Origin of the sequence: Hyphomicrobium sp. MC8b, assembly GCF_905067615.1 — a bacterium.
GTDB lineage: Bacteria > Pseudomonadota > Alphaproteobacteria > Rhizobiales > Hyphomicrobiaceae > Hyphomicrobium_B.
Genome location: NZ_LR898465.1, coordinates 3,451,406 through 3,474,774 on the forward strand (window position 1 = coordinate 3,451,406; position 23,369 = coordinate 3,474,774).

Below are 23,369 nucleotides of genomic sequence, written 5' to 3' on the forward strand. Positions count from 1 at the left end.
GCATACGGCGGTGAAAAGCGCCCGGAGTCCAAATGTTCGATAAAATCCTGATTGCCAACCGAGGAGAAATCGCGCTTCGCGTCCAGCGCGCTTGCCGCGAGCTTGGAATTGCAACGGTCGCCGTCCACTCGACCGCAGATGCCGACGCCATGCACGTCCGTCTGGCCGACGAGAGCGTGTGCATCGGTCCGCCGCCTGCGCGCGACAGCTATCTCAACATTCCGGCGCTGGTGACGGCGTGTGAAATCACCGGCGCGGACGCTGTGCATCCGGGCTATGGCTTTCTATCTGAGAATGCGCGCTTCGCGGAAATTCTCGAAGAGCACAAGATCACGTTCATCGGTCCGACGTCCGAACACATCCGGATCATGGGCGACAAGATCGAGGCGAAAGAGACCGCGAAGAAGCTCGGCATTCCGGTTGTTCCGGGATCCGCGGGCGCCGTGACGAGTGAGACCGAGGCGATGAAGGTCGCCAAGGAGATGGGCTTTCCCGTGCTCATCAAGGCCGCTGCTGGCGGCGGCGGGCGGGGCATGAAGGTCGCGTTGACCGCGGCCGACCTTGGTGTCGCGCTTTCGACGGCGCGGTCCGAAGCGAAGGCGGCCTTCAACGACGATTCCGTCTACATCGAGAAATATCTGCAGAAGCCGCGCCACATCGAGATCCAAGTGTTCGGCGATGGCAAGGGCAATGCCGTGCATCTGGGCGAGCGCGATTGCTCACTGCAGCGGCGGCATCAAAAGGTGTTCGAAGAAAGCCCCTCGCCTGCTCTCAATGCGGCTCAGCGCCAGAAGATCGGCTCGACCGTTGCGGATGCGATGCGCAAGCTGAAATATCGCGGCGCCGGCACCGTGGAGTTCCTGTTCGAGGACGGCGAATTCTACTTCATCGAAATGAACACCCGGTTGCAGGTCGAACATCCTGTAACGGAGATGGTCACAGGCACGGACCTTGTGCTGGAGCAAATCCGCGTTGCGGCCGGCCTGCCGTTAAGCTTCACGCAGGACGACATCGAGCTTCGCGGGCATGCCATCGAGTGCCGCATCAACGCTGAAAATCCCAAGGATTTCCGGCCTTCGCCTGGCCAGATCACTTATTGGCATCCGCCGGGCGGCCTCGGCGTGCGCGTCGACAGCGGCGTGTACCAGGGCTATCGCATCCCGCCCTACTACGACAGCCTCATCGGCAAGCTGATCGTGACGGGCAAGACACGCAACGACGCGTTGATGCGTTTACGCCGCGCTCTGGCCGAGTTCGTGATCGATGGGATTGAAACGACGATCCCATTGTTCCAGGATCTGGTCCGAGAGCCGGATATCGTCGATGGGGCCTATGATATTCATTGGCTCGAAAAATATCTGGGGATGAAGTAAGGTTTGCCTCTGCGCGACATGTTCCGCGCGCGTCCGAGAGTTCGCTTGGCAAGTGGCAGCATGGCGTCGCGCGACGACCCGATGTTCGAGATTACGCCGCAGGTTCTCCTGAAGGCGTATAGCTGTGGCATTTTCCCGATGGCGGAAAGTGCCGACGATCCCGCGCTCTATTGGATCGAGCCGCAGCAGCGCGGTGTGCTACCGCTCAACGGCCTACATATCCCGAAACGCCTCATGCGCACGGTCCGCACCACGCCATTCACCGTCAAGGTCGACAACGATTATGACGGTGTCATCGACGGCTGCGCCGCGCCGCGCGCCGGGCGGATGTCGACCTGGATCAACGGCCGAATCCGTTCGCTCTATCGCGAGCTGTTCGACCTTGGCGCCTGCCATACGGTCGAGGTCTGGAACGGCAACAAGATGGTCGGCGGACTTTACGGCGTAGCGTTGAAAAGCGCGTTCTTCGGCGAAAGCATGTTTTCGACGGAGCGTGATGCCTCGAAGATCGCGCTGGTGCATCTCGCGGCGCGTCTCATCAAGGGTGGATTTACGCTGCTCGACACGCAATTCGTGACGGATCACCTTCGGCAGTTCGGCACGATCGAACTCGACCGGATGACGTTCCAGCGCGAATTGGAGAAGGCGTTGGGCAAAGAGGCCAACTTCTTCTCGCTACCGCGCGATGCCACTGGGCTCGAAGTCGCGGAAATTTTTGCCGAGCATCCCTAAGGCTTCAGCGGTCATTCCCTGTCACCTGACCACAACATCCGTGTGTGGGCCACGGCTCTATCGTGACTTCGTTCGGGCAGGCACCGGTGGCTCGAGTCGCTGCGCTTGAGGAAATGACGTCGCAACGGAATTCGTGAGCTGTGTTCCAGCCGGAACTGTTGGTCACCCTCGCACCTGTCAATTCTCCGTTCCTGAGCGCGCAGCGCTCTGGATTGCCAAAACACACCCCCGTGCTTTGGCAAAACGAACTTCTGTTCACGGAGAACGATACCTATGTCAAAGACGTCCTTTGCACTCGCCGCAGTCGTTGCAGTCGCCGCGTTGACTGGCGGCATTTCGGCCGCGAACGCGGGCGGAAAGCATATGCAAATGCATAATAACTCCATGCACAACCACTTCTTCCATCATCATCGGAGGCCCGGGATCATTATCGCCAATACTGGCGTCGGCTGCGGTTATCTCTACGACCGCTGGCTCGCCACCGGCGATTACTATTGGAAGCGGAAGTTCTATGTCTGCCGACGCGGCTGGTGATCGTCCGACACGCTCTCGGATCAATCGCCTCGTAGCTTAGCGGCTGCGGGGCGATTTCTTAAAATCAGACCTTGCAAAGAAGATCGCGACGTCGCGCATCTTCTCATCCTGTAAATGGTCCCGATATTGCCGGTCCTGTTCTTAGGGCGCTGCCAATACGCCTATTCGGACTAGGTGGGCGCCGTAATTCTCCTCTGAGTCATCGACCAATAGATTGCAGCGCAGGCAAACGCTATAGCGCCCGCGAGCACGAATGCAGGCACGAACGAGCCTGAATGCTGAAGCAGGATGCCGCTCACGAGTGGCGCCAGCGATCCGCCGACGGAACCGCCGACGTTCTGGATCGCTTCGAGAGTCGCGACGGCGTTGACCGGAGCGATCACGGCGGCAAGTGCCCAACCGCAACTTGAAGCGACGTTGGCCGCAAAAAGTCCGAGCGACATGAGCGCGATCGCCGTCCACAAGTCGGCGACGTAGACCGCAGCGATCGTAGCAATTCCGGCGACGATCAATCCAACGATGACGGGCAATCGGCAGGTGCCGGCGGCATCGATGCCTCCGAGGCGGCCAAGCCGGTCAGAGATCACCCCACCAGCGACGGCACCGACAAAGCCTGCCGCGAGCGGGATCGCGGACCAGATCCCGGCGTTCGCGATCGACTGATGGCGCGCAATCTCTAGGTATCCTGGCAACCAGGTCGCGTAGAGCCACGAGATGTAAACGACGCCGAAGAACCCGAGGAACATGCCCCACGTCGTCGGAAAGCGCAGCAGCCAGAGAACTTGCGTCCAGCCGACGTGCGGGATCGCAGCGCCGTCATCGCGATGTATTTCATCGATGTCGGCTGCGGGAATGCCAGCATCTTTCGGGGCGCGATAATAGATCATCCAAAGCGCCGCAACGACGAAACCGGCAAGGCCCGCGATAATGAACATCACGCGCCAGCCGTGCGCGAGCATCAGCATCGTCAAGATCGGCGGCGCCAAGGCAGGTGCCAGCGCGGATGATGAATTGAAGATCGCAATCGGGAGCGCACGGCGCTTCAGCGGAAACCAGTCGGCGCAGACCCGCGTGCCGCCGATATACATCGGCGACTCGCCGAGGCCCAGCGCGACACGCGCGGTGAGAAACTGGTGCAACGAATGAACGAGGCCTCCGGCGATTTGCGCGAACGACCAAAGCACCATTCCGACGCCGAGGGCTTTGCGAGGGCCGAATCGATCGACGAGCACGCCGGCGGGAATTTGCGCGAGGCCGTAGCTCCACGCGAAAGCCGACAGCAGCAAGCCCATTTCGCTGTAGGACAGTCCAAGCTCGGCGCGAATTTCCGGATTGCCGACGGCAAGGGCGGCGCGGTCAAAATAATTGACGCAACCCGCCAGCACCAAGAGCGTAACGGCAAGCTTGCGCATGCGCCGTGTGCGATCCGACGCGTTGGCGGGCTCTGCGTCGGTCAGAATGTTCGGCGAACTCATCGGATATCAATCGGATCGGCGGCGTTTGCGTGTCGTCCAGTTCCTGTTCATGCTCAGAGTGGCACAGAGCTGGCGACCACGGCAATCACGCTGTTCCATTAGCCCGGTACTTGTTTTTCGACGATGACGATAAAGACATTCATCCCGTCTTGGGGCTTGGCCACAATCTGTGCGCTTGTTCTCTCAACGCCGGCTTTGGCGGACGCCGATAATAGCGGTGAACGTATCATCGGTTTGAAGCTTAGTTCCGGTAAGCATCAGCATACTCTTTACGTCGCACCGCCCTCACCGCGGGCCACAATTGTCATGCTGCCAGGAGGCGCGGGGGATGTCGGATTAGCGCGCAACGGCGATATCCGTCATGGTCACAACTTCGTGGTTCGAACGCGCGATATGTGGTTAGCCAAAGGCTACGCCGTGTTGATACCCGACTGGATCAATCGTGAAAGTTTACGCGGTGCGCGAAGTTCTCTGGAATACGCGGCCGTCGTGGACGACTTGATCCAATATGCCCGGACGCAGGTCGCGCTTCCGGTGTTTCTCCTCGGTACGAGCCAAGGGTCCATTGCGGCGGCCAACGGAGCAGCACACGCACCAGCCGGTACGATTGCAGGGGTTATTCTGACAGAGTCCGTTTCGGTGCGTGGCGGCAGCCATGAGACCGTATTCGATGCAGGCCTGGATGGTATTCGCGTGCCCGCACTCATCGTCGCTAACAAGGATGACCGCTGCGACGTGGCGCCTCCGAGCGACGCCACTAAGATCGCCGCAGCGATGATCCATTCTCCTGATGTCCGCGTCGTCGAAGTCAGCGGTGGCACCGATCGATCAAACCGTGCGTGCGGCTCTCTTAGTCCGCATGGATACTACGGCATCGAAGACAAAGTCGTCGGCATCGTCAGCAGTTGGATCGATGCTCATATTGGCGACACACTGAAGCGATAGCCGTCACGCGGCCTTGTTGCGCCAGTCCCGAACGGCCAACCAACCTGCCGAAATCAGGAAGTAAAGCGCACCCACGCCAGCGTAACCCGCAATGTCGCTGATCGAGTGCGGCGTGGCCATCGTCGAGCGCGAAATGAAGAGGCCTCCGGCCACTGCCGACTGAGCGCCGCTCAAAACCATCGCCCACTGTGCGCCGTAGGTCTTCCAGCGGCCAAGGGCCGTCCCGAGCTGAAGCAAGCCAGCGAGGATCGCCCAAACGCCGAAAGCACCGAGCACCTCACTCATGCCTGACTGCAACGACACGACCACAGCCGCCGCCGTTGCGACGCTGACGAAAACGTTGATGGCCTGTGTGCGATTTTGCCCAAGGCCCCCGCTCCGCGCCGCGTCGACATAGTTCGCCAAGGCATCCCACGCCGGATAAATGATGAGCAAAGCGGCAGCGATCGCGCCTTCCTGCTGTCCGGCTGTCAGAGCCAACGCGACCCACAGCACCGAAAACGCACCTCGAATAAAATAGTATTGCTTGAGCCAACGCTCTTCGGTGACGGCGGAAATCTCCGCGTATTGAGTAGACATACTGACGTCCTTTCTACTAGTTGGTAGGTTAAGCAAGCAAAATAACGGCGGTAAAAGAGTTCGACTATCTGCCTCGTCGTGTGAATTCAGTGAGGCCCCCCTGATCCTTCGCAGGACGCCTCAGTGCCGAACGGAAACTCGGTCGAGAAGCGGGTTGGTGATCTGCCCGAAGACTTGGGGATCTCCATAGGCTCGCGCGGAAAGCATGGCTCCGTGAATGGTGGCTATGAAGACCTCAGCCTCTACGCGCGGAGAACTTGAGAGCCGAAGGCTGCCGAGCTGCATCCCACGCTCAAAGACGGATGTGAGCCACGTCGATAGCGCGCGGAAATGCCCCCGCACTTCAAGTGCAATTTCTTCTGGAAGCACGGGAAGTTCGCCTGCGAGCAGAGCGCACACACAGAACGGGGCGCTCGCATCTGTGATGCATGCCTTCCAGTACCCAGCGTACGCCTGCAGCAATTCGACAGGATCCGAGATATTCCGTTCCAGTTCAGCAATCCCGTCTTCGGCTTCTTGGCGATAACGGGACACGAGCGTGCGGACGAGATCGACTTTGCTCGGAAAGTGATGGTGGATGCTTGGCTTGCGAATGCCAACAACGTCGGCGATATCGGCGTAACTGAAGCCGTTATAGCCCCCTGCGATAATGAGAGTGCGTGCGCAGGCCAGAATATCGTCAGCGGTGGTTGATACGTTGCTCATAGCTTCTGTCTACCTTCTAGTAGATCAGCATGTCAATTCTTTATTTTGCATGAGGGATCGCGGCTTGGATCAGCGCTGCACGCCGACGTGGATCGGCGAAGCCGAGCATGAGCGTCGCGGCCACCCGTTTCGCCGCGGGCGCGAGATCGGCGTCATTCAATTCGCCCGCAGTCCAAAAAGACAAAACTCCGCGAAATCCAAACGCGAGTTGCTTTGGCAGAATGTCGAGCGCTTCAGCGCGATGAGCCCCCGACAGGCCATCGCCACGATCAAGCGCCGTCGCCCATAGCTTCGCGGAGCGCTCCAAGACCGTTCCGGGCGTAGAGCCGGGGGCGCCAAGCGACCCCATGACAGCCCGGTTCACAACCGGCTCCAGCACCATCACGGACGCTGCGGCGTCGGTGGCGAAGAACACGCGATCAATCGCGTCGCCTGCCGGGCAGCCGCTGCTCAGCAACGCTTCCATCGAGTCAATGCGTCGCCCCGAAAGCGCGTGCATGATCGCAAGCTTGCTGCCGAATTGGTTGAACGGCGTGGCGAAGCTGACGGAGGCCTCAGCCGCGAGATCGCGCATTGAAAACTCGGCATTGCCCTGGCGCAGCAAGCGTTCGGCGGCATCGAGTATGCGCTGGCGAACCTGCTCGCCCCGCGGGCTGGCTGGCTTTTGGCTCTTGCGAGATGTCATTGACAAACTATATCATGATATAAATTGTTTACTAGTGGGAGCTATTCGTATGTCAGCAACCGAACCTAAAACCTTCCTCATCACCGGCGTCAGCTCCGGTCTTGGCCGCGCCTTCGCGAAAGGTGCGATGGACGCCGGACATCGCGTGATCGGCACCGTGCGCCGAGCGGAAGACGCCGACGCGTTTGCAGCTCTTGCGCCGAACCTTGCGCATCCCGTCGTGCTCGATATCACCATGTACGATGCTGTGCCCGACGCCGTGTCCGCGGCGGAGCGGCGCGCCGGTCGGATCGACGTGCTCGTGAACAACGCCGGCTATGGCCATGAGGGCGTGCTGGAGGAATCCTCCATCACAGATCTGCAACGGCAGTTCGCCGCCAACGTGTTCGGTCCGGTGGCGATGATCAAAGCGGTCTTGCCCGGCATGAGAAAACGCCGGCGGGGTCACATCATCAACGTGACCTCGATGGGCGGCTTCATCACGATGCCGGGGATCAGCTTCTATTGCGGCAGCAAATTTGCGCTTGAGGGCATCTCGGAATCGCTCGGCAAGGAAGTTGCGTCATTCGGCATCCGTGTGACGACGCTTGCACCTGGACAATTTCGGACCGATTGGGCCGGCCGGTCGATGGACCGTACGCCACGAAGCATTGCCGACTACGACCGCGTCATGGATCCGATCCGCGCGGCACGGCAGGCGAAGAGTGGCAACCAGCCCGGCGATCCGGCAAAGGCTGCCCAAGCGTTGCTTGCACTCGTCAATGCCGAAAACCCGCCAACGCGGCTATTTCTCGGCGATGATGCCCTGGGCCTGGTCGAACAGAAGCTTGGAGACATGCAAACCGAAATCGGCGCATGGGAAGCGCTTTCTCGCTCGACCAATTTCGCGGCATGAGCGGCAACCGGCAGCTATCGGCTGTCGGTCATTCCCACTCGATCGTGCCGGGCGGCTTTGACGTGACGTCATAGACGACGCGGTTGACGCCGCGGACCTCGTTGATGATGCGGGTGGCGACGCGGCCCAAGAACGCCATGTCGAAGTGGAAGAAGTCGGCGGTCATGCCATCGACGGATGTGACGGCGCGCAGGCCGAGAACGTGGTCGTAGGTGCGGCCGTCGCCCATGACGCCAACAGTGCGCACAGGCAGCAGAACGGCGAACGCCTGCCAGATCGCATCGTAAAGCCCGGCGCGGCGGATTTCGTCGAGATAAACAGCGTCGGCCTTGCGCAGGATGTCGAGTTTTTCGCGCGTGATCTCGCCGGGAATGCGGATGGCAAGACCCGGCCCCGGAAATGGGTGCCGACCGACGAAGGCTTCCGGCAGGCCAAGTTCACGGCCCAGCGCCCTCACCTCGTCTTTGAACAGTTCGCGCAGCGGTTCAACGAGCTTCATGTTCATGCGCTCGGGCAAACCGCCGACGTTGTGATGCGACTTGATCGTGACCGACGGGCCGCCGGTGAACGACACGCTTTCGATGACGTCCGGATAGAGCGTACCCTGGGCCAGGAACTCCGCGCCGCCGATCTTCTTGGCTTCGGCCTCGAAGACGTCGATGAAGTGCTTGCCGATGGTTTTGCGCTTCGTCTCGGGATCGGAAACACCGCTGAGCGCGCTTAAGAACTGCTCCGACGCGTCCACGTGCACGAGCGGAATGTTGTAGTGATCGCGGAAGAGGCCGACGACTTCGTCCGCCTCGCCGAGCCGCATCAGGCCGTGATCGACGAACACGCAGGTCAGCTGGTCGCCAATCGCCTCATGGATCAGCACGGCGGCGACGGCGCTATCGACGCCACCTGAAAGCCCGCAAATCACGCGGCTCTTGCCGACCTGTTTCTGGATTTTGGCGATCATTTCGCGGCGATAGGCCGACATCGTCCAATCGGACTTCAGACCTGCAATGTTGTGCACGAAATTAGCGATCAGCCTGGCGCCGTCGGGCGTGTGCACGACTTCGGGGTGGAACTGCACGGCGTAAAAGCGGCGGTTCTCATCTGCCACGGCGGCGAATGGCGCGTTATCGCTGGTGCCGATGACTTCGAAACCTTCCGGCAGACTGGTGACGCGGTCGCCGTGGCTCATCCAGACCTGATAGCGCTCGCCCTTCGACCAGACGCCTTCAAATAACGGGCTGTGCGTCGCAATTGAGAGGAAGGCGCGGCCGAATTCGCGGTCGTGGCCGCTTTCAACCTTGCCGCCGAGTTGTTCGGCCATGGTCTGCTGGCCGTAGCAAATTCCGAGCACCGGCACGCCTGCTTCGAACACTGCCGACGGCGCCCGTGGCGAGTCTGCCTCAGTGACGGACGCCGGACCGCCCGACAAAATCACAGCCTTTGGTTTCAGCTTCTGGAACGCTTCGGCGGCGCTCTGGAACGGGTGAATTTCCGAGTAGACGCCCGCCTCCCGCACACGTCGTGCAATGAGCTGCGTTACTTGGCTGCCAAAGTCGATGATGAGGACGGAATCGGTCAAAGTGGGTGGGCCCTTTCTTCAGGGCCTTCCCCTACGCGAAGTTGGGGCATGTCGCAACGCCCGCCAATTCGAGCCACCTGCGACAGCCCATCCCGCTCCATCCGCCGCGGGGCAGAAAATGAAAAGTCCTAGTTCATTTGCCAGACGGCAAAATTCAGGGCACCCGCAAAAGTTACCCAGGCGAAATAGGGCAGGAACAGGTAACTCGCGCTGCGGCTGATGGGCCAAGCCGTAACGATAAAGACAATGACCGTGGCCCAGAGCGCGCAAAGATCAACAAGCGCGAGCGCGATGTCGTGGCGTCCGAACATGAGGTATGACCACAGCGCATTCAGGACAAGCCCAGCACCCCAAGCCCGAATGGCCGGCGTCCATCCGCCCGCCCGCCAAGCCAGCCAACCAGCGATCGCGATCAGGATGTACAGAATTGTCCAAGCGACAGGAAAAACCCAGTTCGGCGGCGTCCAGGATGGCTTATTCAGCGCGGCGTACCACTCCCCCGGCATAAAAGCCGACCCGGATGATGCGGCTGCCGCCACCAATGCCGCGAAAACGACAAGCGACCCTAGATTTCGCAAATTCGAAGCTCCCAATTTCACCAGAACCGAATACTGACCCTCACGCGGGCGCATGCATATCGTTGAGCACGCCGATTGGTTTCGTCGCGATGATCGAAAGGACTGTATTTCATGCTGATGGTAAAGACCCGGCTTGGTCTGAGCGAAATTGCCGGGATCGGGCTCTTTGCAGCGGAAGACATTCCCAAGGGCACCGTGACATGGCGCTTCATGGCACACTTCGATCGGCTGCTGACGGAAGACGAGATCGAAAGCCTGCCGGAGGTCGCACGCGCCAACCTTCTCGACCACGTCTATCTCCACGAGGCCAGCGGCATGTTCGTGCTTTGCGCCGACAACGCCCGCTTCATGAACCACGCCGACGAGCCGAACACCGAGGGCGTGCACGAGACCGGCACGATCGAGGGTTACGACATCGCCTCGCGGGATATTCGCGCCGGGGAAGAAATCACGTGCGACTACCGGACGTTCGACGCGCACGTCGACCGGAAGCTCGGCGGTCAGGAGTAGCGCACGCGACGCGCTACTAGCCAGGGATGATGATCGGCTCGGCCGCCGATTTGCGAAGCGATCGCCGCCGCCTCGCAGCCAGCGACGTGAGCGCCTGACCGGCCAGAATGCGGCGCTGGAGATACGGCGAAAAGTATCCTGCGTATCGCCGCCAGAGATCCGGGCGCATCCAGTCCTGTCCCGACACGTGGCCACGGCAGTGTGGCGAACCGCACGAGCACGCAAACTCGTCGTATGGCGAGCCGTCGCTCATGGCGTAGTCGTAGGTGATCTCTTCGCCGGGCGAGATATCGCGCATCGCCACGAGCGTGATCTGGCCTGAGAGGCCGGAGTTCGGATCGCAGCAATGGTTGACGTAATCCGGCGGCTCGCAGTCCGACAGCGAGACCAGATACTGGTTTTCCTCGACCTGAAGCGAATAGCGCTTCACGGTCTGAGGCATTTCGTTCAGTTCCTCGCCGGTTACGAGCGTTCCGCTCCAGACCACGATCAATTCGCCTTTGGCGATTGTGTGCCGGGCGACGACGGTATGGCCGCCGCGATCCGGTGCGGGACGAACTTCGCATTTCGGGGAGAGGAAGGAGTGGGGCCTACCGCTCATTCATTGACCTCAATTGGCCTCACGAGCGTGGGCACGGCGTGAAATACGCATACAAAGCCGCGGTCCCTCGATCTGCCGCGAGCCAGCGGCAAACGCCTGATGAGATAGTTTGAAGGCTTGTGATGTCAACGGAGTTTCTTGGCGCCGTCACCAAGTAATCCGCTCACATTTTATGTCAGCGCGTAACGAGCGCGGACAATTATTCCCGGCAGCAGTTTGCGTGCTGAGGAAATCTGTCCGCGCGCTTCAAGGCGACGAACCCGGGCGGCAAATCAATCCGCCGAAAGTTCGGTTATGCCTTTCGGCCTAGTGCCGCAATGAAGAACCCGTCGGTGCCATGCCGGTGGGGCGTCAACAACAACGTGTCGGTGCGCGCGTCGGCCGACGGCGGAGGCTCGCTCGCGAACGCCGCCTTCCAGACTTCGGCCGTCGGGATGACGGAGAAGTCGGCGTTGCCTTCAAGAAACCACGCGATCTGCCCAGTGTTCTCTTCGGGAAGAATGGAACACGTAACATAAAGCAGTTGGCCACCCGGTTTGACGAGGCTCGCGGCTCGCTTCAGCACGGACTGCTGCTCTGCCATCCGCGCCTTCAATGCTTCCGGTTTCAGCCGCCACTTGGCGTCCGGTCGGCGGCGCCAGGTTCCAGTTCCGGTGCATGGCGCGTCCGCGAGGACGACATCGAAGCGCGGGCCGAGGGCATCAACCGCCACCTCGTCGCCCGCACGCAGCACCTGAACGTTGCGGACACCCGCTCGCTTGATGCGCTCGAAGATCGGCTTAAGCTGGTTGCGGTCAGCATCGTAGGCATAGATCTGACCGGTGTTCTGCATCAGGGCCGCAAGCGCGAGCGTCTTGCCGCCCGCACCGGCACAGAGATCGAGCACCTGCTTGCGCGGTCCGGCGCCAGACATCAGCGCAGCGATCTGCGAGCCTTCGTCCTGGATTTCGAACCAGCCCGCCTGAAAGGCAGCCTCAGCCTGCAGGTTCGGCGTGCGCTGCGCACCGACGGGCGGCGGCACGCGAATGCCGATCGGCGACAGGCCGCATGGCTCGGCGCCGAAACTTGCGAGCGCCTTCAGAACCTTCTCCGGCGTCGACTTCAGCGAGTTGACGCGAAGGTCGGCTGGGGCGCGGCGGGCCATCGCCTGGCCTTCGGCGACTGCGTCGGCGCCGAACTGATCGGAGAACGACGGCCAAAGCCATTCGGGAATGTCGGCCTGCACGTGAGGCGGCGCGCCGTCGAGCGGGCGTGTCAGGCCAGCTTGCTCGGTCTCAGTTAGTGGTGGCGGCGAGTGATCGGAGCCGTCGCACGCGGCGATGACGGCTTCCGGCGTCAGGCCCAGCGCAGAAGACGCAGCGCCGAGCGCGAGCGCGCGGGGCGTGTCCTCTCCGAAAGCCCAGGAGATCGACGCGCGGCGGCGCATGGCGTCATAGACGAGGCCGCCGATGGCGTTGCGGTCGCCGGAGCCGGCAAAACGATGGGCCTTGCCCCAATCGGTCAAGGCAATGGCAACGGGCTGGTAGCGATTGATGATCGCTTCCAAGACCTCGATCGCCGCAGCGATCCGAGCACCGGCTTTCATTGGAAAAACATCTCTAGATGCCAGTCAGAATTTTGATGGCGAAGACGAGCCACATGATGAAAAGGACGACGGCACCCAGCGAATAGACGCGCGTGCGCCACATGACATCGTTGCTCGTCGTGTGGATGTAGGCGTGGACGATGCGGGAGAGCACGAAGACCCAGGCCAGGACGAGTAGCAGCAGGTCGCCGACGCGCGTGATCAGAAGGAAGGCGATCAACGCGAAGAACAGCAGCGGCAGCTCGAACTGGTTGGAGAAGCTGTTTCCGAACTGCCGCGCGCGCGGGCCGTAGTTCCGGCTGTCGAGCGCAACGTCCTCCGGTTTCACTTCGCCGCGGGCGATGCTACCGAGCCGCGCCCGCCCCATCAGACCCATCAGCACGAAGATCAGGAGCACCTCAACGAAGACCGGCAGCAAAAAGTCCGTGACTGTCATGATGTGGTCCTCGCGAGTTGGCCAGACGATATAGTCTATTAGATTACCGGCCAACGCCCGGATAGTTCGGACTTTCGCGTGTGATCATGACGCCATGGGCGTGGCTTTCCTGGATGCCGGCCGGCGAAACGCGAACGAACTTGGCGCGCTTCTGCAGTTCCGGAATGGTCTTGGCTCCGAGATAGCCCATGCCCGCGCGTAAGCCGCCGACAAGCTGGTGAACGACAGCTTCCATCGGCCCCTTGTAGGGAACCTGGCCTTCGATGCCTTCCGGAACGAGCTTCAGCGTATCGCGGACCTCGGCCTGGAAGTAGCGATCGGCCGAGCCGCGAGCCATGGCACCCACGGAGCCCATTCCCCGGTACGACTTGTAGGTGCGGCCCTGATAGAGATAGGTCTCGCCCGGCGCTTCGTCCGTGCCCGCAAGCAGCGAGCCGATCATCACGCACGAGGCGCCAGCGGCGACGGCCTTGGCGATGTCGCCGGAGAAGCGGATGCCGCCGTCGGCGATCACCGGCACGCCATAACGGGCGGCTTCCCTGGCGCATTCCATCACGGCGGTGAGCTGAGGCACGCCAACACCCGCGACGATGCGCGTGGTGCAGATCGAGCCCGGACCGATGCCGACTTTCACAGCGTCGGCTCCGGCGTCGATCAACGCCTTCGTCGCGTCGGCCGTGGCGACGTTTCCGGCAATCACCTGCACGCTGTTCGACTGCCGCTTGATGCGCGCAACGGCGTCGATGACCTTAATGGAATGTCCGTGTGCTGTATCGACGACAATGACGTCACAACCGGCCGCGATGAGACGTTCGGTGCGCTCGAAGCCGTCTTCGCCGACGGTCGTCGCGGCGGCGACGCGAAGGCGTCCCTGGGCATCCTTCGAGGCATTCGGATGCTTGGCGGCCTTCTCGATGTCCTTGACGGTGATGAGGCCGATACAGTTGCCCTGATCGTCAACAACGATCAGTTTTTCGATGCGGTTCTTGTGCAGAAGCTTCTTGGCATCCTCCGGCGACACGTTGCGCTTGACGGTCACCAGATTGTCTTTCGTCATGAACTTCGAAACGGGCTGGTCGAGGTCGGTGGCGAAGCGGACGTCGCGGTTGGTCAGGATGCCGACGAGCTTGCCCTTGCCGGCGCTGCCGTCCGGCGCTTCGCGGCCGCTATCGACGACCGGCACCCCGGTCACGCCCTTCTCTGCCATCAGCGTCAGGGCGTCACGCAGAGATTTCTGCGGCGCGATCGTTACCGGATCGAGGACGATGCCGCTTTCATAGCGTTTGACCTGTGCGACGTGGCGGGCCTGCTCCTCGATGGTGAGGTTGCGATGAAGAACGCCGATGCCACCTTCCTGGGCCATAGCGATGGCGAGGCGCGCTTCGGTCACCGTATCCATGGCGGACGACAGCAGCGGGATATTCAGTCGAATACTCTTGGTCAGCTGGGCCGAGACGTCCGTCTGTCCTGGCATGACGTCGGACGGACCCGGCACCAGTAAAACGTCGTCAAAGGTAAGCGCGATCGCCGAATCGAGCGCGGATAGGCTCGAAGTCATGCCGACTTCTCCAGATTTTGGGGGGCGACACGTTCAGGCCCCCTGGGGCGGAACACTGTCGCGGGGTCTATATCACCAAGATTTCCGACTTGGAAGCGTTCTTGGCCGCGTCAAATGGGGATGATGGTAACCAATTCAAGCGGCGTGCAAAAAGTGGCGCGAAAAGGCCTGTCTCGTCATACGCGTGTCGCGGCAGAGGAGCAAAGAGGTGCCCACGGGGTTCAAAGCCCCCATAGGATTTGCTTCTGAGTTAAAGCCGTCGGCGGGTGCGTTCAGCGTTTCCCCAGCCCACGGCGGCAGGGAAAGCAGATCGCGACGAGGCGTCGGAAAGAGCCGAAACAGCTTTAGTCGGCCGCCCCCTCTCCCCGAAATCCCGTCGCCAGAACGTAAAGCTCTGAGCTTTCAGCGCGGCTAGCAGGTGGCTTCACGTGGCGCACGACCTTGAAATCGCGCTTCAGCATGTCGAGCAGGTCGCGCTCGGTGCCGCCCTGGAAGACCTTGCAAAGGAAAGCGCCACCTGGCTCCAGCACGTCTGCAGCGAAGGCGGCGGCCGCCTCGGCGAGGCCCATGATGCGCAAGTGATCGGTCTTGGCGTGACCGACTGTCGGCGCCGCCATATCGGAGAGCACGACATCGGCACGGCCGTCCCGCAGGCGGGATTTCAAAAGCTCCTCGGCGCCCGGATCGGTGAAATCCATTTCAATCATATCGACACCGGGGATCGGCTCGAACGCCAGATAGTCGATGGCGACGACCTGGCCCTTCCCGTCGGCTGCCTTCACCCGCTCTGCCGCTTCCTGCGACCAGCCGCCCGGTGCTGCGCCGAGGTCGATGATCCGCTGGCCGGGCTTCAAGAAATGATAGCGGGCGTCGATCTCGCGCAGCTTAAAGGCCGCGCGGGAGCGCAGACCCTCACGCTTCGACGCTGCGACGTAGGGATCGTTCAATTGACGCTCAAGCCAGCGGGCAGACGAGACGGAGCGTTTGCGCGCAGTCTTGACCGTCGTGCGAAGCTGCCGCTGGCCGCCGCTCAAGCTTGAATGGGCGCCACCGACGCCGCCCTTCTTGCCGCCGGCACCGCCGTTATTACTTTTGCCGCTCACGACTACCGTGCACCCTTCCCGCGCTTGCCGCGCCCGCGACGGCGGCGGCTGGAGCGCCAGACGCCATCTTCCATCATCATTCGCATCAGGATGCCTTCACGCAGCCCGCGGTCGGCGACGCGCAAACGATCGGCGGGCCAGAGCTTCATGATTGCGTCGAGGATGGCGCAGCCTGCAAGGACGAGATCGGCGCGCTCGCGGCCGATGCACGGCTGCAGCACGCGTTCGTCGTAGGAGCGCGCCAGAAGCTCGGTCGTGACATTCTCGATGTCGTGCGTGCCGAGCCAAATACCATCAACACGCTTGCGATCGTAGCGGTCGAGGCCAAGCATGACGCCGGCAATCGTCGTAACCGTGCCGGACGTGCCGAGGAAGTGCACGGGCTTGCCTGCGGTCCGCTCGCGGAAATTATGTTTCGCCTCAAACGGCAGAAGCAGCTTCGTTACCGCCTCGGACATGGCGGCGAAGCTCTCCGCCGTCACGTCACGACCGCCGAAGCGCTCTGCCAGCGTAACGACTCCGACGGGAAGCGATTCCCAGGCGACGATGGCGTCGTCGACATCTCCGCGGCCGCTCAGCGCGTCCTGACGGGTTCCGAGCCGTGTCAGGTCGAGCCAGATGATCTCCGACGAGCCGCCGCCGATGTCGAACACGAGCACGTAATCAGTACTCGGATCGATGAGCGTTGCGCATCCGGCGACCGCCAGATGCGCTTCCAACTCCGGCGTCAGGATTTCGATATCGAGATCGAAGCTGTCCTTTACCTTGGCGACGAAGTCAGGACCGTTGGCCGCGACGCGGCAGGCTTGGGTCGCCACGAGACGGGTGCGCGTCACATTGTGGCGATGCAGCTTGCCGGCGCAGACTTTCAACGCCTCCATCGTGCGATTCATCGCAAGATCTGAAAGGTGGCCCGTGCGGCTTACGCCTTCGCCTAAACGAATGATGCGGGAGAATGCATCGACGACGCGAAAGCCGCGACGCGATGGCCGCGCCAAAAGCAGCCGGCAGTTGTTGGTGCCAAGGTCGAGCGCGCCGTAAATTTGTTCGCCGCCCGGCGGCTTGATCGCGAGCGACGACACCAGATTGGCGTGCGGCTCGCGCCGCTCGTCACGGCCGTCTCCGCGCGGCGAAGCCCGGTTCACGAACGGCTTTGAACCATTGTCGTTGCGCTTGTAGAGCTGCCGATCGCTGTCGTCACGTTCGCTCTCGCTAGATAGCGAAAGCGCGGAAAATCCAGTCGTATCTGGAATCTCGTCATCGGATTTTTGCGGGAGCCCAGCTGCGTCGGACGCATCGGAGCCTGATTTCTCGGGCGTCAAATTTTTATCTCCAGGACCTGGTGCATCAGCAGCTTGCCGCCAAGCGCCGTGCTCATCAGGCCAACGATCTGGACCTCAGTTAGGGGGAAGTGTATCAGGTCGCGCACGCCCGTAAAGCTCTCGCGGGATGCTTAACGCCGCGCCACACATTCTCTGGCGTGCCTCGCGAACGGCGGCTTCCCATGCGGCAGCGAATTCGATTGTTGTTCCGGGTGGTTGGACATGCTGCCTCGATCATCGCAATCTCACCCACTATTTGTGTTGCAGATGGCCTCAGCGATGAGGCTGTGGCCGGGCGACTTGCTGCGGCCTATCCCGACTCGGTGGCGGGCCTCGACGGCCGCAATCTGAAGTTCCGTGACGGAACGACATTGCCGCTCGGCAGCGACGAAGAAAAACCGTTCGAAACGTGGCTCGCACATCCGAGCATCAAGGACATGTTCCGATATTCTTATCCGCAAGGCGCCGAGGCTCTTCCGCCAAAGTTCAATTTCGATCCGGGCCGTGCGCGCGACGCGGCATTCTTTACAAAGCTCTATGGCGACTGCCAGCAGCCGGGCTTCGCCGCGTCATTGACGACCGTCCGGTGGCTGCCGGGGAAAGCCAATCAGCGAATCGTGGTGACCCGCAGGAATGGAGTCGCGGCGCATCTCAAAGCCGTCAGCGATGAGCTCGATGCTCTGCCCGGAAGGTTCGACGCGTACCTCATTCCTTCCGCGGGCGGGTTCGTGTGCCGCACGATCGCGGGGACGGCGCGGCGCTCGGGGCACGGCTACGGCATTGCGATCGATATTGCGACGACGCATTCGCATTACTGGCGATGGGCCAAGGGCGGCGCGAGCGAACGTCCGGTCTATCGCAACGCCATCCCGCTCGAGATCGTGCGCATTTTCGAGCGGCACGGGTTCATCTGGGGCGGGCGCTGGTATCACTACGATACGATGCACTTCGAATACCGCCCGGAGCTTCTCGGACTGCGCCAATAGGCGCGGGCCTGGCGCCGGACGACATCCAAATCGCCCCCGGCGCGCGGTGACGGCACCATGCCTTAAGCTGATGTGCACGAGCCTTTTGGCGCAGGGGAGCGTTGAAGCGACGCCGGCCTTGCAGTCGCCCAGCGCTGCTGCTATGACGCGCCCTCTCGGCGGCCGACAGGCGCGCCTGATCCCGGCATTGGGGGATCGTCTAATGGTAGGACTGCAGACTCTGACTCTGCCTGTCTAGGTTCGAATCCTAGTCCCCCAGCCACGCTCAAAAGTCTCCCAGACAATCAACGCGTTAAGGCGCGGCGATGGCCCTGAAGCATGGAGTGATCCAGCGAAGGGTGGCACTGCGTGATCAGGCATACCTATCTTTCGATGAGCCGACATGGCGTCTACTACTTCCGGGTGGTGCTTCCGAAGGGCATGACGGCGCGGACGGGCCGCCGCGAAATTCGCATCTCGCAGCGAACAAAGGATTGCGCAAAGGCCAAGGTTCTTGTCGCCCGCGAAGCCCTCAGCCTGATCGAAACCCTGTCTCAGCTCCAAACCAGGGAAACCGGGGACCATGCTCGTCCCGAGCCTCATCACCCCGATCTCGCGCCTTGCGAGCAGTACAGCGAGGTCGACCTAGGCGAGATGCGCGGCAGGGGCGACCTGGCTCCTTAACCTCGCTGAAGTTCGGCACAGCGTATTCGCACGCGGGGATCAAACGCCCTTACCGCCGCGCGCCACTCACTGATCCACCCAATCCCGGGCCGCCGTCCATCCGTTGAACCAAATCTCTCCGTTCCCAAGCCTTGAACCCGCGTCGAAATTTGCGGGCTATTCATCGAGAAATGCGCGGTCGGTGTCAGCGACGATGCTGGATCTTCCTCTTGCGGTACGTGGCCCAGATTGGGCAGGCTGACTAACTTCGCATGAGACATCGCCTTCATGTAACCGCCTGCGTTCGACTTGGGGATCAGTTTATCCTGTTGTCCCCACACACGAGCGTCGAAGCTTCTATTGATTTAAGAAAAGGCTCAGGCGGCTCCAGCTTGGTCTGTTCCAGCCGCGAGATCATGGCGCCACGTACGCCGGGCGCCAACATCAGCTCATAATAGCGATCCACCGTCGCGTTGGAGAGCCGACGCGGATAGGCATATGCCGGAGCCAAATTCGCCCTAACGAAAGCGCGACGCAGCACATATTTCATCATCCTGACGAACAACGTCACCTCAGGTACTTTTCCATATTCGTATCCTGGACTGGGAAAGCCGTCCGGGGAAATGAGTGCCAGTTTGACGATCCTGCCGGGATACCGAGCAGCAAAGCGCCATGCGAGCCTCCCGCCAATCGAATTTCCGATAAGACTTGCCCTTTGAATTGAAAGTTTGTCCATCAGTGCGGCTAGAATAGCCATGCCGCGTTCGTCTGTATAACCGCCTGTTGGATCCGGCCCGGTTAGCCCAAATCCAGGAAGTTCATATCGAACCACGCGATACTTATCCAACAACGAGCGTGCCCAGGGTTCCCAGGTATGGAGACTGGAACCAAAGCCGTGCAGGAATATGACAGAGGGAGCGTCCCGCGGACCGCTGTCTCGGAGATGAAGCCTGATGCCGGCGACGTCCCGATAATGATCAGGCGAAATGAGATAATTCAGCTCAAGAGCGCCGTAGTGTTGGGCCTAGAGCGATAGCTAACTTAACTCTCGTAGCCAGCGCATCATCATCGAACAAATTTAAAGAGCCTCACATCGACAGAACCAACGTGAAACCCAACCTCGCAGTAGGCAAAATAATATTCCCACATGCGCTTGAACCGCTGATCAAAACCCATGCTTTCGATCCGCGGCCATGCAGACAGGAATCGCTCCCGCCACTCGGCCAGTGTCCGCGCATAACTCGTTCCAAATGCTTCTTCATGCACGAGTCTTAATCCGGCAGAAGCAGCCAGTTCGACAAGAAGTGTCCGCGTCGGCAGCATACCGCCTGGAAAGATATAGCGCTGAATGAAGTCCGGATTTCTGCGATAATGTCTATAACGCTTTTCATCGATGGTTATAGCTTGCAAGACTGCACTGCCGCCTTCCCTGAGAACGTCCCGTATTTTTGAAAAATAGGCCGGCCAGAACCGCTCCCCCACCGCTTCGATCATTTCAATCGAGACGACGCGATCATAATATCCTACGACATCGCGGTAGTCCTGAAGCCGTAAATTAGCAGCCCCTTGTCGAACGGCCCCTATTCGACCCTGGGCATACGAAAGCTGCTCACGAGAGAGAGTGAGCCCCGTCAAATCGCAACCTTTGCCGACGATACGCTCGGCAAGGGCCCCCCAACCACAACCGATTTCAAGAACCCGCTCGCCCCCTTTTAGACTAAGGAGATCGATTATGCTTTCTATCTTTCGCGTCTGGGCGGATTCTAATGTGTCGCCGCGCACGTACATTGCGGACGAATAGTTCATGCCCGCATCAAGCCAAGCCTGATAAAAAGAATTTCCCAGGTCATAGTGAGCAGCGATATTACGGCGACTGCCCCTTCGCGTGTTGTTGCGCCGAAGGTGGCTGACCCTGTTTTGCACGCGTGTGAACCATGAACCCGACCCAGCGCGCGCAAGCGCGGCTTCATTAAGTATTGCCCAAGCCAGTACCGCTCTAAGGTCTGGGGTCGACCACTCGGCCGCCAGATAAGCATCGGCAAACCCATGCTCTCCGTCGATCAGTACTCTCACGAGCCCCCGCCACGAGCAGACCTTGATAATGGCCTCCGGGCCCGGCGCATCACCGCGCCGGATAATCTCTCCGCCATCGGGAAGAGAAAGCTGCAATGCGCCCGCGTCAATCGGCGGAATGCGTCGAGCAATAAGCCTCGCCAAGTGCGAGCGCGTCGAAAAACTATCGCTCAAACTCAGGCGTGCTGCTGTATCGTTCATTTATATTTCCTGGATGGAATATCTCTCGCCACAGCAGTTGCGAGACCATGCTCATATATTTTAAGGCCCTTCAGATAGAGCCGCAGCGCGTGCCAGTGAATTGCAGCGATGACTTTCAATGTCAGGAATGGAAACGTTACCAGAGCCGAAAGCAACGCACGGTCTGTGAGCGGGCGTAAGGACCCGGAAAGAGAGGTCGCGATCACGAGACCCGTGCTGTCGTAGCCGCGGATCGCAACGCTAAGTCGGTTGCCGGGAGGCGTGACTTTGAACTCGTACCGCAAATCCATCCCGAGGAAAGGCGACACGTAAAACGCCTTTTCACATTGCTGATTGATCGTCTTTCCATCCCCTTCCACGGGAAGGACATAGCTGTGGCGTTCACCGAACGTGTTGTGAACTTCATAGACGATGGCTTTTAGCCGGTCGCCGACATCGTAGCAAAAGTACAGGCTCAGTGGGTTGAAGACGTATCCGAGAATTCGAGGCATCGACAGCAGAAGGATCTTGCCGTCGGCTGGAACGTCGGCTTTTCGCAGATGCTCTTGGATTTGGGCGCCAAGGGGCGTCTCTCCGCCGTCGCAATAATCTCGATCGAAAAAGCTGAGTGCGTTGAAGCGGTTTCGCGAGAACAACCGCAACGACTTTGAAATCTGATCAATTTCGCGCAGGTCGAGGAGAAGCCAGAATACGCGATAACGCAAGAGATGAAGCACCGGGCGAACGCGGCGATGCATGACAGAGCCTAAATAGAGAGCAGAGCCAACGGTCATGCCACTGCCTCGGGCGATCGCAATTTGGCGCGAATGAAGATGCGAGTGGATTCGTTTTCAACGGACCAAGGCCGCCGACAACGCGGATCGATTTGTTCGGCTACCGCCAGCCCCGCCTGCAAGCCATCTTCGTGAAAGCCATATCCAAAGTAAGAGCCACAGAACCAAAGTCGCCGCTGTCCCTGTAGAGACCACAGCATTTTCTGCGCGACTATTGCAGCACGATCCAAGAGCGGATGTTCGTAATAGGTCTCATAATGGACGTCACGCGGCTCGGACTTCGGATTGAGGGAGAGGAAAAGCGGCCGTTCCGTCCGAAGATTCTGCAACCGGTTCATCCAATAACTGATCGTCGGCACTTCACCAACGCCTTCGCCCGTCTCGATATAATTCCAGCTTGACCAAACCGCGCGCCGCCTCGGCATGAACGAGGCATCGGAATGCAAGACGGCCCGATTTCGGCTATATCGGAACATTCCGAGTGTGGCGCGCTCCGCGATATTGGGGTCCACGATAAGCCCCCTCGCCTGATCAGCATGGGTCGCGATGACCACGTGATCGAAGCTATCGATGCCGCCCTGCGCATCCCGGACAAACACGGCTTGATCGCTCGATTTGATCTGGGAAATCGACGTGCCTATACGGATGTTCTTTCGCAAGGACGACGTCAACATCGCTACATAATTTCTGCTTCCCCCCGTTACCGTGCGCCAGGGAGGCCGGTCGCTCAATTTCAGCAGTCCGTGATTATGATAGAATTGAACAAAGGTCGCCGCGGGACAATCGAGTATTGCGTGCGGCGGCGACGACCAGATCGCACCCGCCATGGGCAAGAGATGGTCATCCCGAAAGGCCCCGCCGTATCCATTTTCCTCCAGATACCGGCCTAACGTGATAGGTCGGGCCTCGAGTATTGGAAGATCCACTGGAGCATTTTTGTAGAACCTGCGCAGATCGTACAGCATCGACCAAAATCGCCGGCTGACGATATTGCGTCGTTGCGCAAACAGGCCACGTAGGTTGGTCCCTGAATACTCAAGCCGACTGCCTCGAAGAGAAACTGCTAAAGACATCTCCGAGGGCTGCGTTGCAACGTTGAGATGCTTGAATAGTGCCGTCAAATTTGGGTAGTTCAGTTCATTATATACGATAAATCCGGTGTCAACGAACTCACCAGAGCCTGGCACAGACACGGAATTTGAGTGCCCGCCAATTCTCTCGTCTTGTTCGTATAGCGTTACAATGTGCCTCTGGCTCAGAAGCCAAGCCGCCGACAGCCCCGAAATGCCACTGCCAACAACAGCAATCCTCAGCAACGGCTCACCAGCAGTGTGATGCATCAAAATATTTCTCGGCAGGGACTGGAACGGTTACGCCAGCGCTTAGTACGAATACGAGCGCTCGTAGATCTTGGATCACCCGGGCGTGATCCATATTCGGGCAAGCCGCGTAAGCATTATCCAATCGCCCAACTCGTTTTCGGCGGGACATTGTCGTCGCAT

Annotated in this window: 24 protein-coding genes and 1 tRNA gene; 9 read left to right on the plus strand and 16 right to left on the minus strand. The window is 60.3% G+C overall.

Features of this window, described 5'->3' with window-relative positions; translation table 11 throughout:
• Positions 1 to 32: 32 nt before the first annotated feature.
• The 3 genes from accC to ACLB1Z_RS16670 all read left to right on the plus strand — a co-directional run bounded on the left by accC (position 33) and on the right by ACLB1Z_RS16670 (position 2,639).
• Positions 33 to 1,373 carry an acetyl-CoA carboxylase biotin carboxylase subunit gene (accC, locus tag ACLB1Z_RS16660; RefSeq protein WP_013948814.1) on the plus strand — a complete coding sequence of 447 codons (1,341 nt, stop codon included), beginning with the start codon at positions 33 to 35 and terminating at the stop codon, positions 1,371 to 1,373.
• Positions 1,374 to 1,433: 60 nt separating this feature from the next.
• The gene (aat, locus tag ACLB1Z_RS16665; RefSeq protein WP_409560838.1) at positions 1,434 to 2,105 is read left to right on the plus strand and encodes a leucyl/phenylalanyl-tRNA--protein transferase; all 672 of its coding nucleotides are present in this window, start codon (positions 1,434 to 1,436) and stop codon (positions 2,103 to 2,105) included.
• A 273-nt stretch (positions 2,106 to 2,378) separates the two neighbouring features.
• Entirely contained in the window at positions 2,379 to 2,639 is a 261-nt protein-coding gene (locus tag ACLB1Z_RS16670) for a hypothetical protein (RefSeq protein WP_409560839.1), read from the plus strand.
• 170 nt (positions 2,640 to 2,809) lie between these two features.
• Here ACLB1Z_RS16670 and ACLB1Z_RS16675 read toward each other — a convergent pair whose 3' ends face one another.
• The gene (locus ACLB1Z_RS16675; protein WP_409560840.1) at positions 2,810 to 4,114 is read right to left on the minus strand and encodes an MFS transporter; all 1,305 of its coding nucleotides are present in this window, start codon (positions 4,112 to 4,114) and stop codon (positions 2,810 to 2,812) included.
• A 393-nt stretch (positions 4,115 to 4,507) separates the two neighbouring features.
• Between ACLB1Z_RS16675 and ACLB1Z_RS16680 the strand changes: the two genes are divergently transcribed.
• The gene (locus tag ACLB1Z_RS16680) at positions 4,508 to 5,059 is read left to right on the plus strand and encodes an alpha/beta hydrolase (protein WP_409560841.1); all 552 of its coding nucleotides are present in this window, start codon (positions 4,508 to 4,510) and stop codon (positions 5,057 to 5,059) included.
• A 3-nt stretch (positions 5,060 to 5,062) separates the two neighbouring features.
• On the opposite strand, the gene ACLB1Z_RS16685 is transcribed toward ACLB1Z_RS16680, so the two are convergent.
• The 3 genes from ACLB1Z_RS16685 to ACLB1Z_RS16695 form a co-directional block, all read right to left on the minus strand.
• Positions 5,063 to 5,638 (minus strand): DUF308 domain-containing protein, encoded by a 576-nt coding sequence (locus tag ACLB1Z_RS16685; RefSeq protein WP_409560842.1) that lies wholly within the window; start codon positions 5,636 to 5,638, stop codon positions 5,063 to 5,065.
• 120 nt (positions 5,639 to 5,758) lie between these two features.
• Positions 5,759 to 6,343: a TetR/AcrR family transcriptional regulator gene (locus ACLB1Z_RS16690; protein WP_409560843.1), complete on the minus strand. Its 585-nt coding sequence runs from the start codon at positions 6,341 to 6,343 to the stop codon at positions 5,759 to 5,761.
• Positions 6,344 to 6,383: 40 nt separating this feature from the next.
• On the minus strand, positions 6,384 to 7,028 hold the full coding sequence (locus ACLB1Z_RS16695) for a TetR/AcrR family transcriptional regulator (protein ID WP_409560844.1): 645 nt from the start codon (positions 7,026 to 7,028) through the stop codon (positions 6,384 to 6,386).
• A 49-nt stretch (positions 7,029 to 7,077) separates the two neighbouring features.
• Here ACLB1Z_RS16695 and ACLB1Z_RS16700 point away from each other — a divergent pair, with 49 nt between their 5' ends.
• The gene (locus ACLB1Z_RS16700; RefSeq protein WP_409560845.1) at positions 7,078 to 7,923 is read left to right on the plus strand and encodes an oxidoreductase; all 846 of its coding nucleotides are present in this window, start codon (positions 7,078 to 7,080) and stop codon (positions 7,921 to 7,923) included.
• Positions 7,924 to 7,951: 28 nt separating this feature from the next.
• Here the strand turns inward: ACLB1Z_RS16700 and guaA are convergent, their stop codons facing one another.
• Together guaA and ACLB1Z_RS16710 are read right to left on the minus strand one after the other, a co-directional pair.
• The gene (gene guaA, locus ACLB1Z_RS16705) at positions 7,952 to 9,499 is read right to left on the minus strand and encodes a glutamine-hydrolyzing GMP synthase (protein ID WP_409560846.1); all 1,548 of its coding nucleotides are present in this window, start codon (positions 9,497 to 9,499) and stop codon (positions 7,952 to 7,954) included.
• Positions 9,500 to 9,627: 128 nt separating this feature from the next.
• The gene (locus ACLB1Z_RS16710) at positions 9,628 to 10,077 is read right to left on the minus strand and encodes a TspO/MBR family protein (protein ID WP_409560847.1); all 450 of its coding nucleotides are present in this window, start codon (positions 10,075 to 10,077) and stop codon (positions 9,628 to 9,630) included.
• Positions 10,078 to 10,188: 111 nt separating this feature from the next.
• Here ACLB1Z_RS16710 and ACLB1Z_RS16715 point away from each other — a divergent pair, with 111 nt between their 5' ends.
• Complete coding sequence (locus ACLB1Z_RS16715) at positions 10,189 to 10,587, plus strand: SET domain-containing protein (protein WP_409560848.1); 399 nt, start codon at positions 10,189 to 10,191, stop codon at positions 10,585 to 10,587.
• Positions 10,588 to 10,603: 16 nt separating this feature from the next.
• Here the strand turns inward: ACLB1Z_RS16715 and ACLB1Z_RS16720 are convergent, their stop codons facing one another.
• From ACLB1Z_RS16720 to ACLB1Z_RS16745, 6 genes are all read right to left on the minus strand, one after another.
• Positions 10,604 to 11,188: an SET domain-containing protein gene (locus tag ACLB1Z_RS16720; protein ID WP_409560849.1), complete on the minus strand. Its 585-nt coding sequence runs from the start codon at positions 11,186 to 11,188 to the stop codon at positions 10,604 to 10,606.
• A 292-nt stretch (positions 11,189 to 11,480) separates the two neighbouring features.
• A complete protein-coding gene (locus ACLB1Z_RS16725; RefSeq protein WP_409560850.1) occupies positions 11,481 to 12,773 on the minus strand; it encodes an RsmB/NOP family class I SAM-dependent RNA methyltransferase in 1,293 nt (430 codons plus the stop codon).
• Between the two features lie 13 nt (positions 12,774 to 12,786).
• Positions 12,787 to 13,209, minus strand: coding sequence for an MAPEG family protein (locus tag ACLB1Z_RS16730; RefSeq protein WP_409560851.1), 423 nt, complete (start codon positions 13,207 to 13,209; stop codon positions 12,787 to 12,789).
• Positions 13,210 to 13,252: 43 nt separating this feature from the next.
• Positions 13,253 to 14,767 carry an IMP dehydrogenase gene (gene guaB / locus ACLB1Z_RS16735; protein WP_409560852.1) on the minus strand — a complete coding sequence of 505 codons (1,515 nt, stop codon included), beginning with the start codon at positions 14,765 to 14,767 and terminating at the stop codon, positions 13,253 to 13,255.
• Between the two features lie 344 nt (positions 14,768 to 15,111).
• A complete protein-coding gene (locus tag ACLB1Z_RS16740) occupies positions 15,112 to 15,870 on the minus strand; it encodes an RlmE family RNA methyltransferase (protein WP_409560853.1) in 759 nt (252 codons plus the stop codon).
• Positions 15,871 to 15,872: 2 nt separating this feature from the next.
• Positions 15,873 to 17,192, minus strand: a complete 1,320-nt coding sequence (locus ACLB1Z_RS16745; RefSeq protein WP_409560854.1) for a Ppx/GppA phosphatase family protein — start codon at positions 17,190 to 17,192, stop codon at positions 15,873 to 15,875.
• A 182-nt stretch (positions 17,193 to 17,374) separates the two neighbouring features.
• Between ACLB1Z_RS16745 and ACLB1Z_RS16750 the strand changes: the two genes are divergently transcribed.
• From ACLB1Z_RS16750 to ACLB1Z_RS16760, 3 genes are all read left to right on the plus strand, one after another.
• A complete protein-coding gene (locus ACLB1Z_RS16750; RefSeq protein ID WP_409560855.1) occupies positions 17,375 to 18,178 on the plus strand; it encodes a M15 family metallopeptidase in 804 nt (267 codons plus the stop codon).
• A gap of 188 nt (positions 18,179 to 18,366) precedes the next feature.
• A tRNA-Gln gene (locus ACLB1Z_RS16755) sits at positions 18,367 to 18,440 on the plus strand.
• Positions 18,441 to 18,526: 86 nt separating this feature from the next.
• Positions 18,527 to 18,841: a DUF6538 domain-containing protein gene (locus tag ACLB1Z_RS16760; RefSeq protein ID WP_409560856.1), complete on the plus strand. Its 315-nt coding sequence runs from the start codon at positions 18,527 to 18,529 to the stop codon at positions 18,839 to 18,841.
• A gap of 295 nt (positions 18,842 to 19,136) precedes the next feature.
• Here ACLB1Z_RS16760 and ACLB1Z_RS16765 read toward each other — a convergent pair whose 3' ends face one another.
• The 4 genes from ACLB1Z_RS16765 to ACLB1Z_RS16780 all read right to left on the minus strand — a co-directional run bounded on the left by ACLB1Z_RS16765 (position 19,137) and on the right by ACLB1Z_RS16780 (position 23,207).
• Positions 19,137 to 19,820: an alpha/beta fold hydrolase gene (locus ACLB1Z_RS16765; RefSeq protein WP_409563295.1), complete on the minus strand. Its 684-nt coding sequence runs from the start codon at positions 19,818 to 19,820 to the stop codon at positions 19,137 to 19,139.
• 65 nt (positions 19,821 to 19,885) lie between these two features.
• The gene (locus ACLB1Z_RS16770) at positions 19,886 to 21,094 is read right to left on the minus strand and encodes a class I SAM-dependent methyltransferase (RefSeq protein ID WP_409560857.1); all 1,209 of its coding nucleotides are present in this window, start codon (positions 21,092 to 21,094) and stop codon (positions 19,886 to 19,888) included.
• Entirely contained in the window at positions 21,091 to 21,867 is a 777-nt protein-coding gene (locus ACLB1Z_RS16775; protein ID WP_409560858.1) for a DUF1365 domain-containing protein, read from the minus strand. The genes ACLB1Z_RS16770 and ACLB1Z_RS16775 overlap by 4 nt, the downstream gene beginning before the upstream one ends.
• Positions 21,864 to 23,207 carry an NAD(P)/FAD-dependent oxidoreductase gene (locus ACLB1Z_RS16780; protein WP_409560859.1) on the minus strand — a complete coding sequence of 448 codons (1,344 nt, stop codon included), beginning with the start codon at positions 23,205 to 23,207 and terminating at the stop codon, positions 21,864 to 21,866. Before ACLB1Z_RS16780 ends, ACLB1Z_RS16775 begins: the two co-directional genes overlap by 4 nt.
• Between the last annotated feature and the right edge of the window lie 162 nt (positions 23,208 to 23,369).

Bases quoted from the DNA above. Each gene is read 5' to 3' on its own strand.
- accC (WP_013948814.1), top strand. From the start codon at position 33: ATGTTCGATAAAATCCTGATTGCCAACCGAGGAGAAATCGCGCTTCGC.
- aat (WP_409560838.1), top strand. From the start codon at position 1,434: ATGGCGTCGCGCGACGACCCGATGTTCGAGATTACGCCGCAGGTTCTC.
- ACLB1Z_RS16670 (WP_409560839.1), top strand. From the start codon at position 2,379: ATGTCAAAGACGTCCTTTGCACTCGCCGCAGTCGTTGCAGTCGCCGCG.
- ACLB1Z_RS16675 (WP_409560840.1), bottom strand. From the start codon at position 4,114: ATGAGTTCGCCGAACATTCTGACCGACGCAGAGCCCGCCAACGCGTCG.
- ACLB1Z_RS16680 (WP_409560841.1), top strand. From the start codon at position 4,508: ATGTGGTTAGCCAAAGGCTACGCCGTGTTGATACCCGACTGGATCAAT.
- ACLB1Z_RS16685 (WP_409560842.1), bottom strand. From the start codon at position 5,638: ATGTCTACTCAATACGCGGAGATTTCCGCCGTCACCGAAGAGCGTTGG.
- ACLB1Z_RS16690 (WP_409560843.1), bottom strand. From the start codon at position 6,343: ATGAGCAACGTATCAACCACCGCTGACGATATTCTGGCCTGCGCACGC.
- ACLB1Z_RS16695 (WP_409560844.1), bottom strand. From the start codon at position 7,028: ATGACATCTCGCAAGAGCCAAAAGCCAGCCAGCCCGCGGGGCGAGCAG.
- ACLB1Z_RS16700 (WP_409560845.1), top strand. From the start codon at position 7,078: ATGTCAGCAACCGAACCTAAAACCTTCCTCATCACCGGCGTCAGCTCC.
- ACLB1Z_RS16715 (WP_409560848.1), top strand. From the start codon at position 10,189: ATGCTGATGGTAAAGACCCGGCTTGGTCTGAGCGAAATTGCCGGGATC.
- ACLB1Z_RS16720 (WP_409560849.1), bottom strand. From the start codon at position 11,188: ATGAGCGGTAGGCCCCACTCCTTCCTCTCCCCGAAATGCGAAGTTCGT.
- ACLB1Z_RS16725 (WP_409560850.1), bottom strand. From the start codon at position 12,773: ATGAAAGCCGGTGCTCGGATCGCTGCGGCGATCGAGGTCTTGGAAGCG.
- ACLB1Z_RS16730 (WP_409560851.1), bottom strand. From the start codon at position 13,209: ATGACAGTCACGGACTTTTTGCTGCCGGTCTTCGTTGAGGTGCTCCTG.
- guaB (WP_409560852.1), bottom strand. From the start codon at position 14,767: ATGACTTCGAGCCTATCCGCGCTCGATTCGGCGATCGCGCTTACCTTT.
- ACLB1Z_RS16750 (WP_409560855.1), top strand. From the start codon at position 17,375: ATGCGGCAGCGAATTCGATTGTTGTTCCGGGTGGTTGGACATGCTGCC.
- ACLB1Z_RS16770 (WP_409560857.1), bottom strand. From the start codon at position 21,094: ATGAACGATACAGCAGCACGCCTGAGTTTGAGCGATAGTTTTTCGACG.
- ACLB1Z_RS16775 (WP_409560858.1), bottom strand. From the start codon at position 21,867: ATGACCGTTGGCTCTGCTCTCTATTTAGGCTCTGTCATGCATCGCCGC.
- ACLB1Z_RS16780 (WP_409560859.1), bottom strand. From the start codon at position 23,207: ATGCATCACACTGCTGGTGAGCCGTTGCTGAGGATTGCTGTTGTTGGC.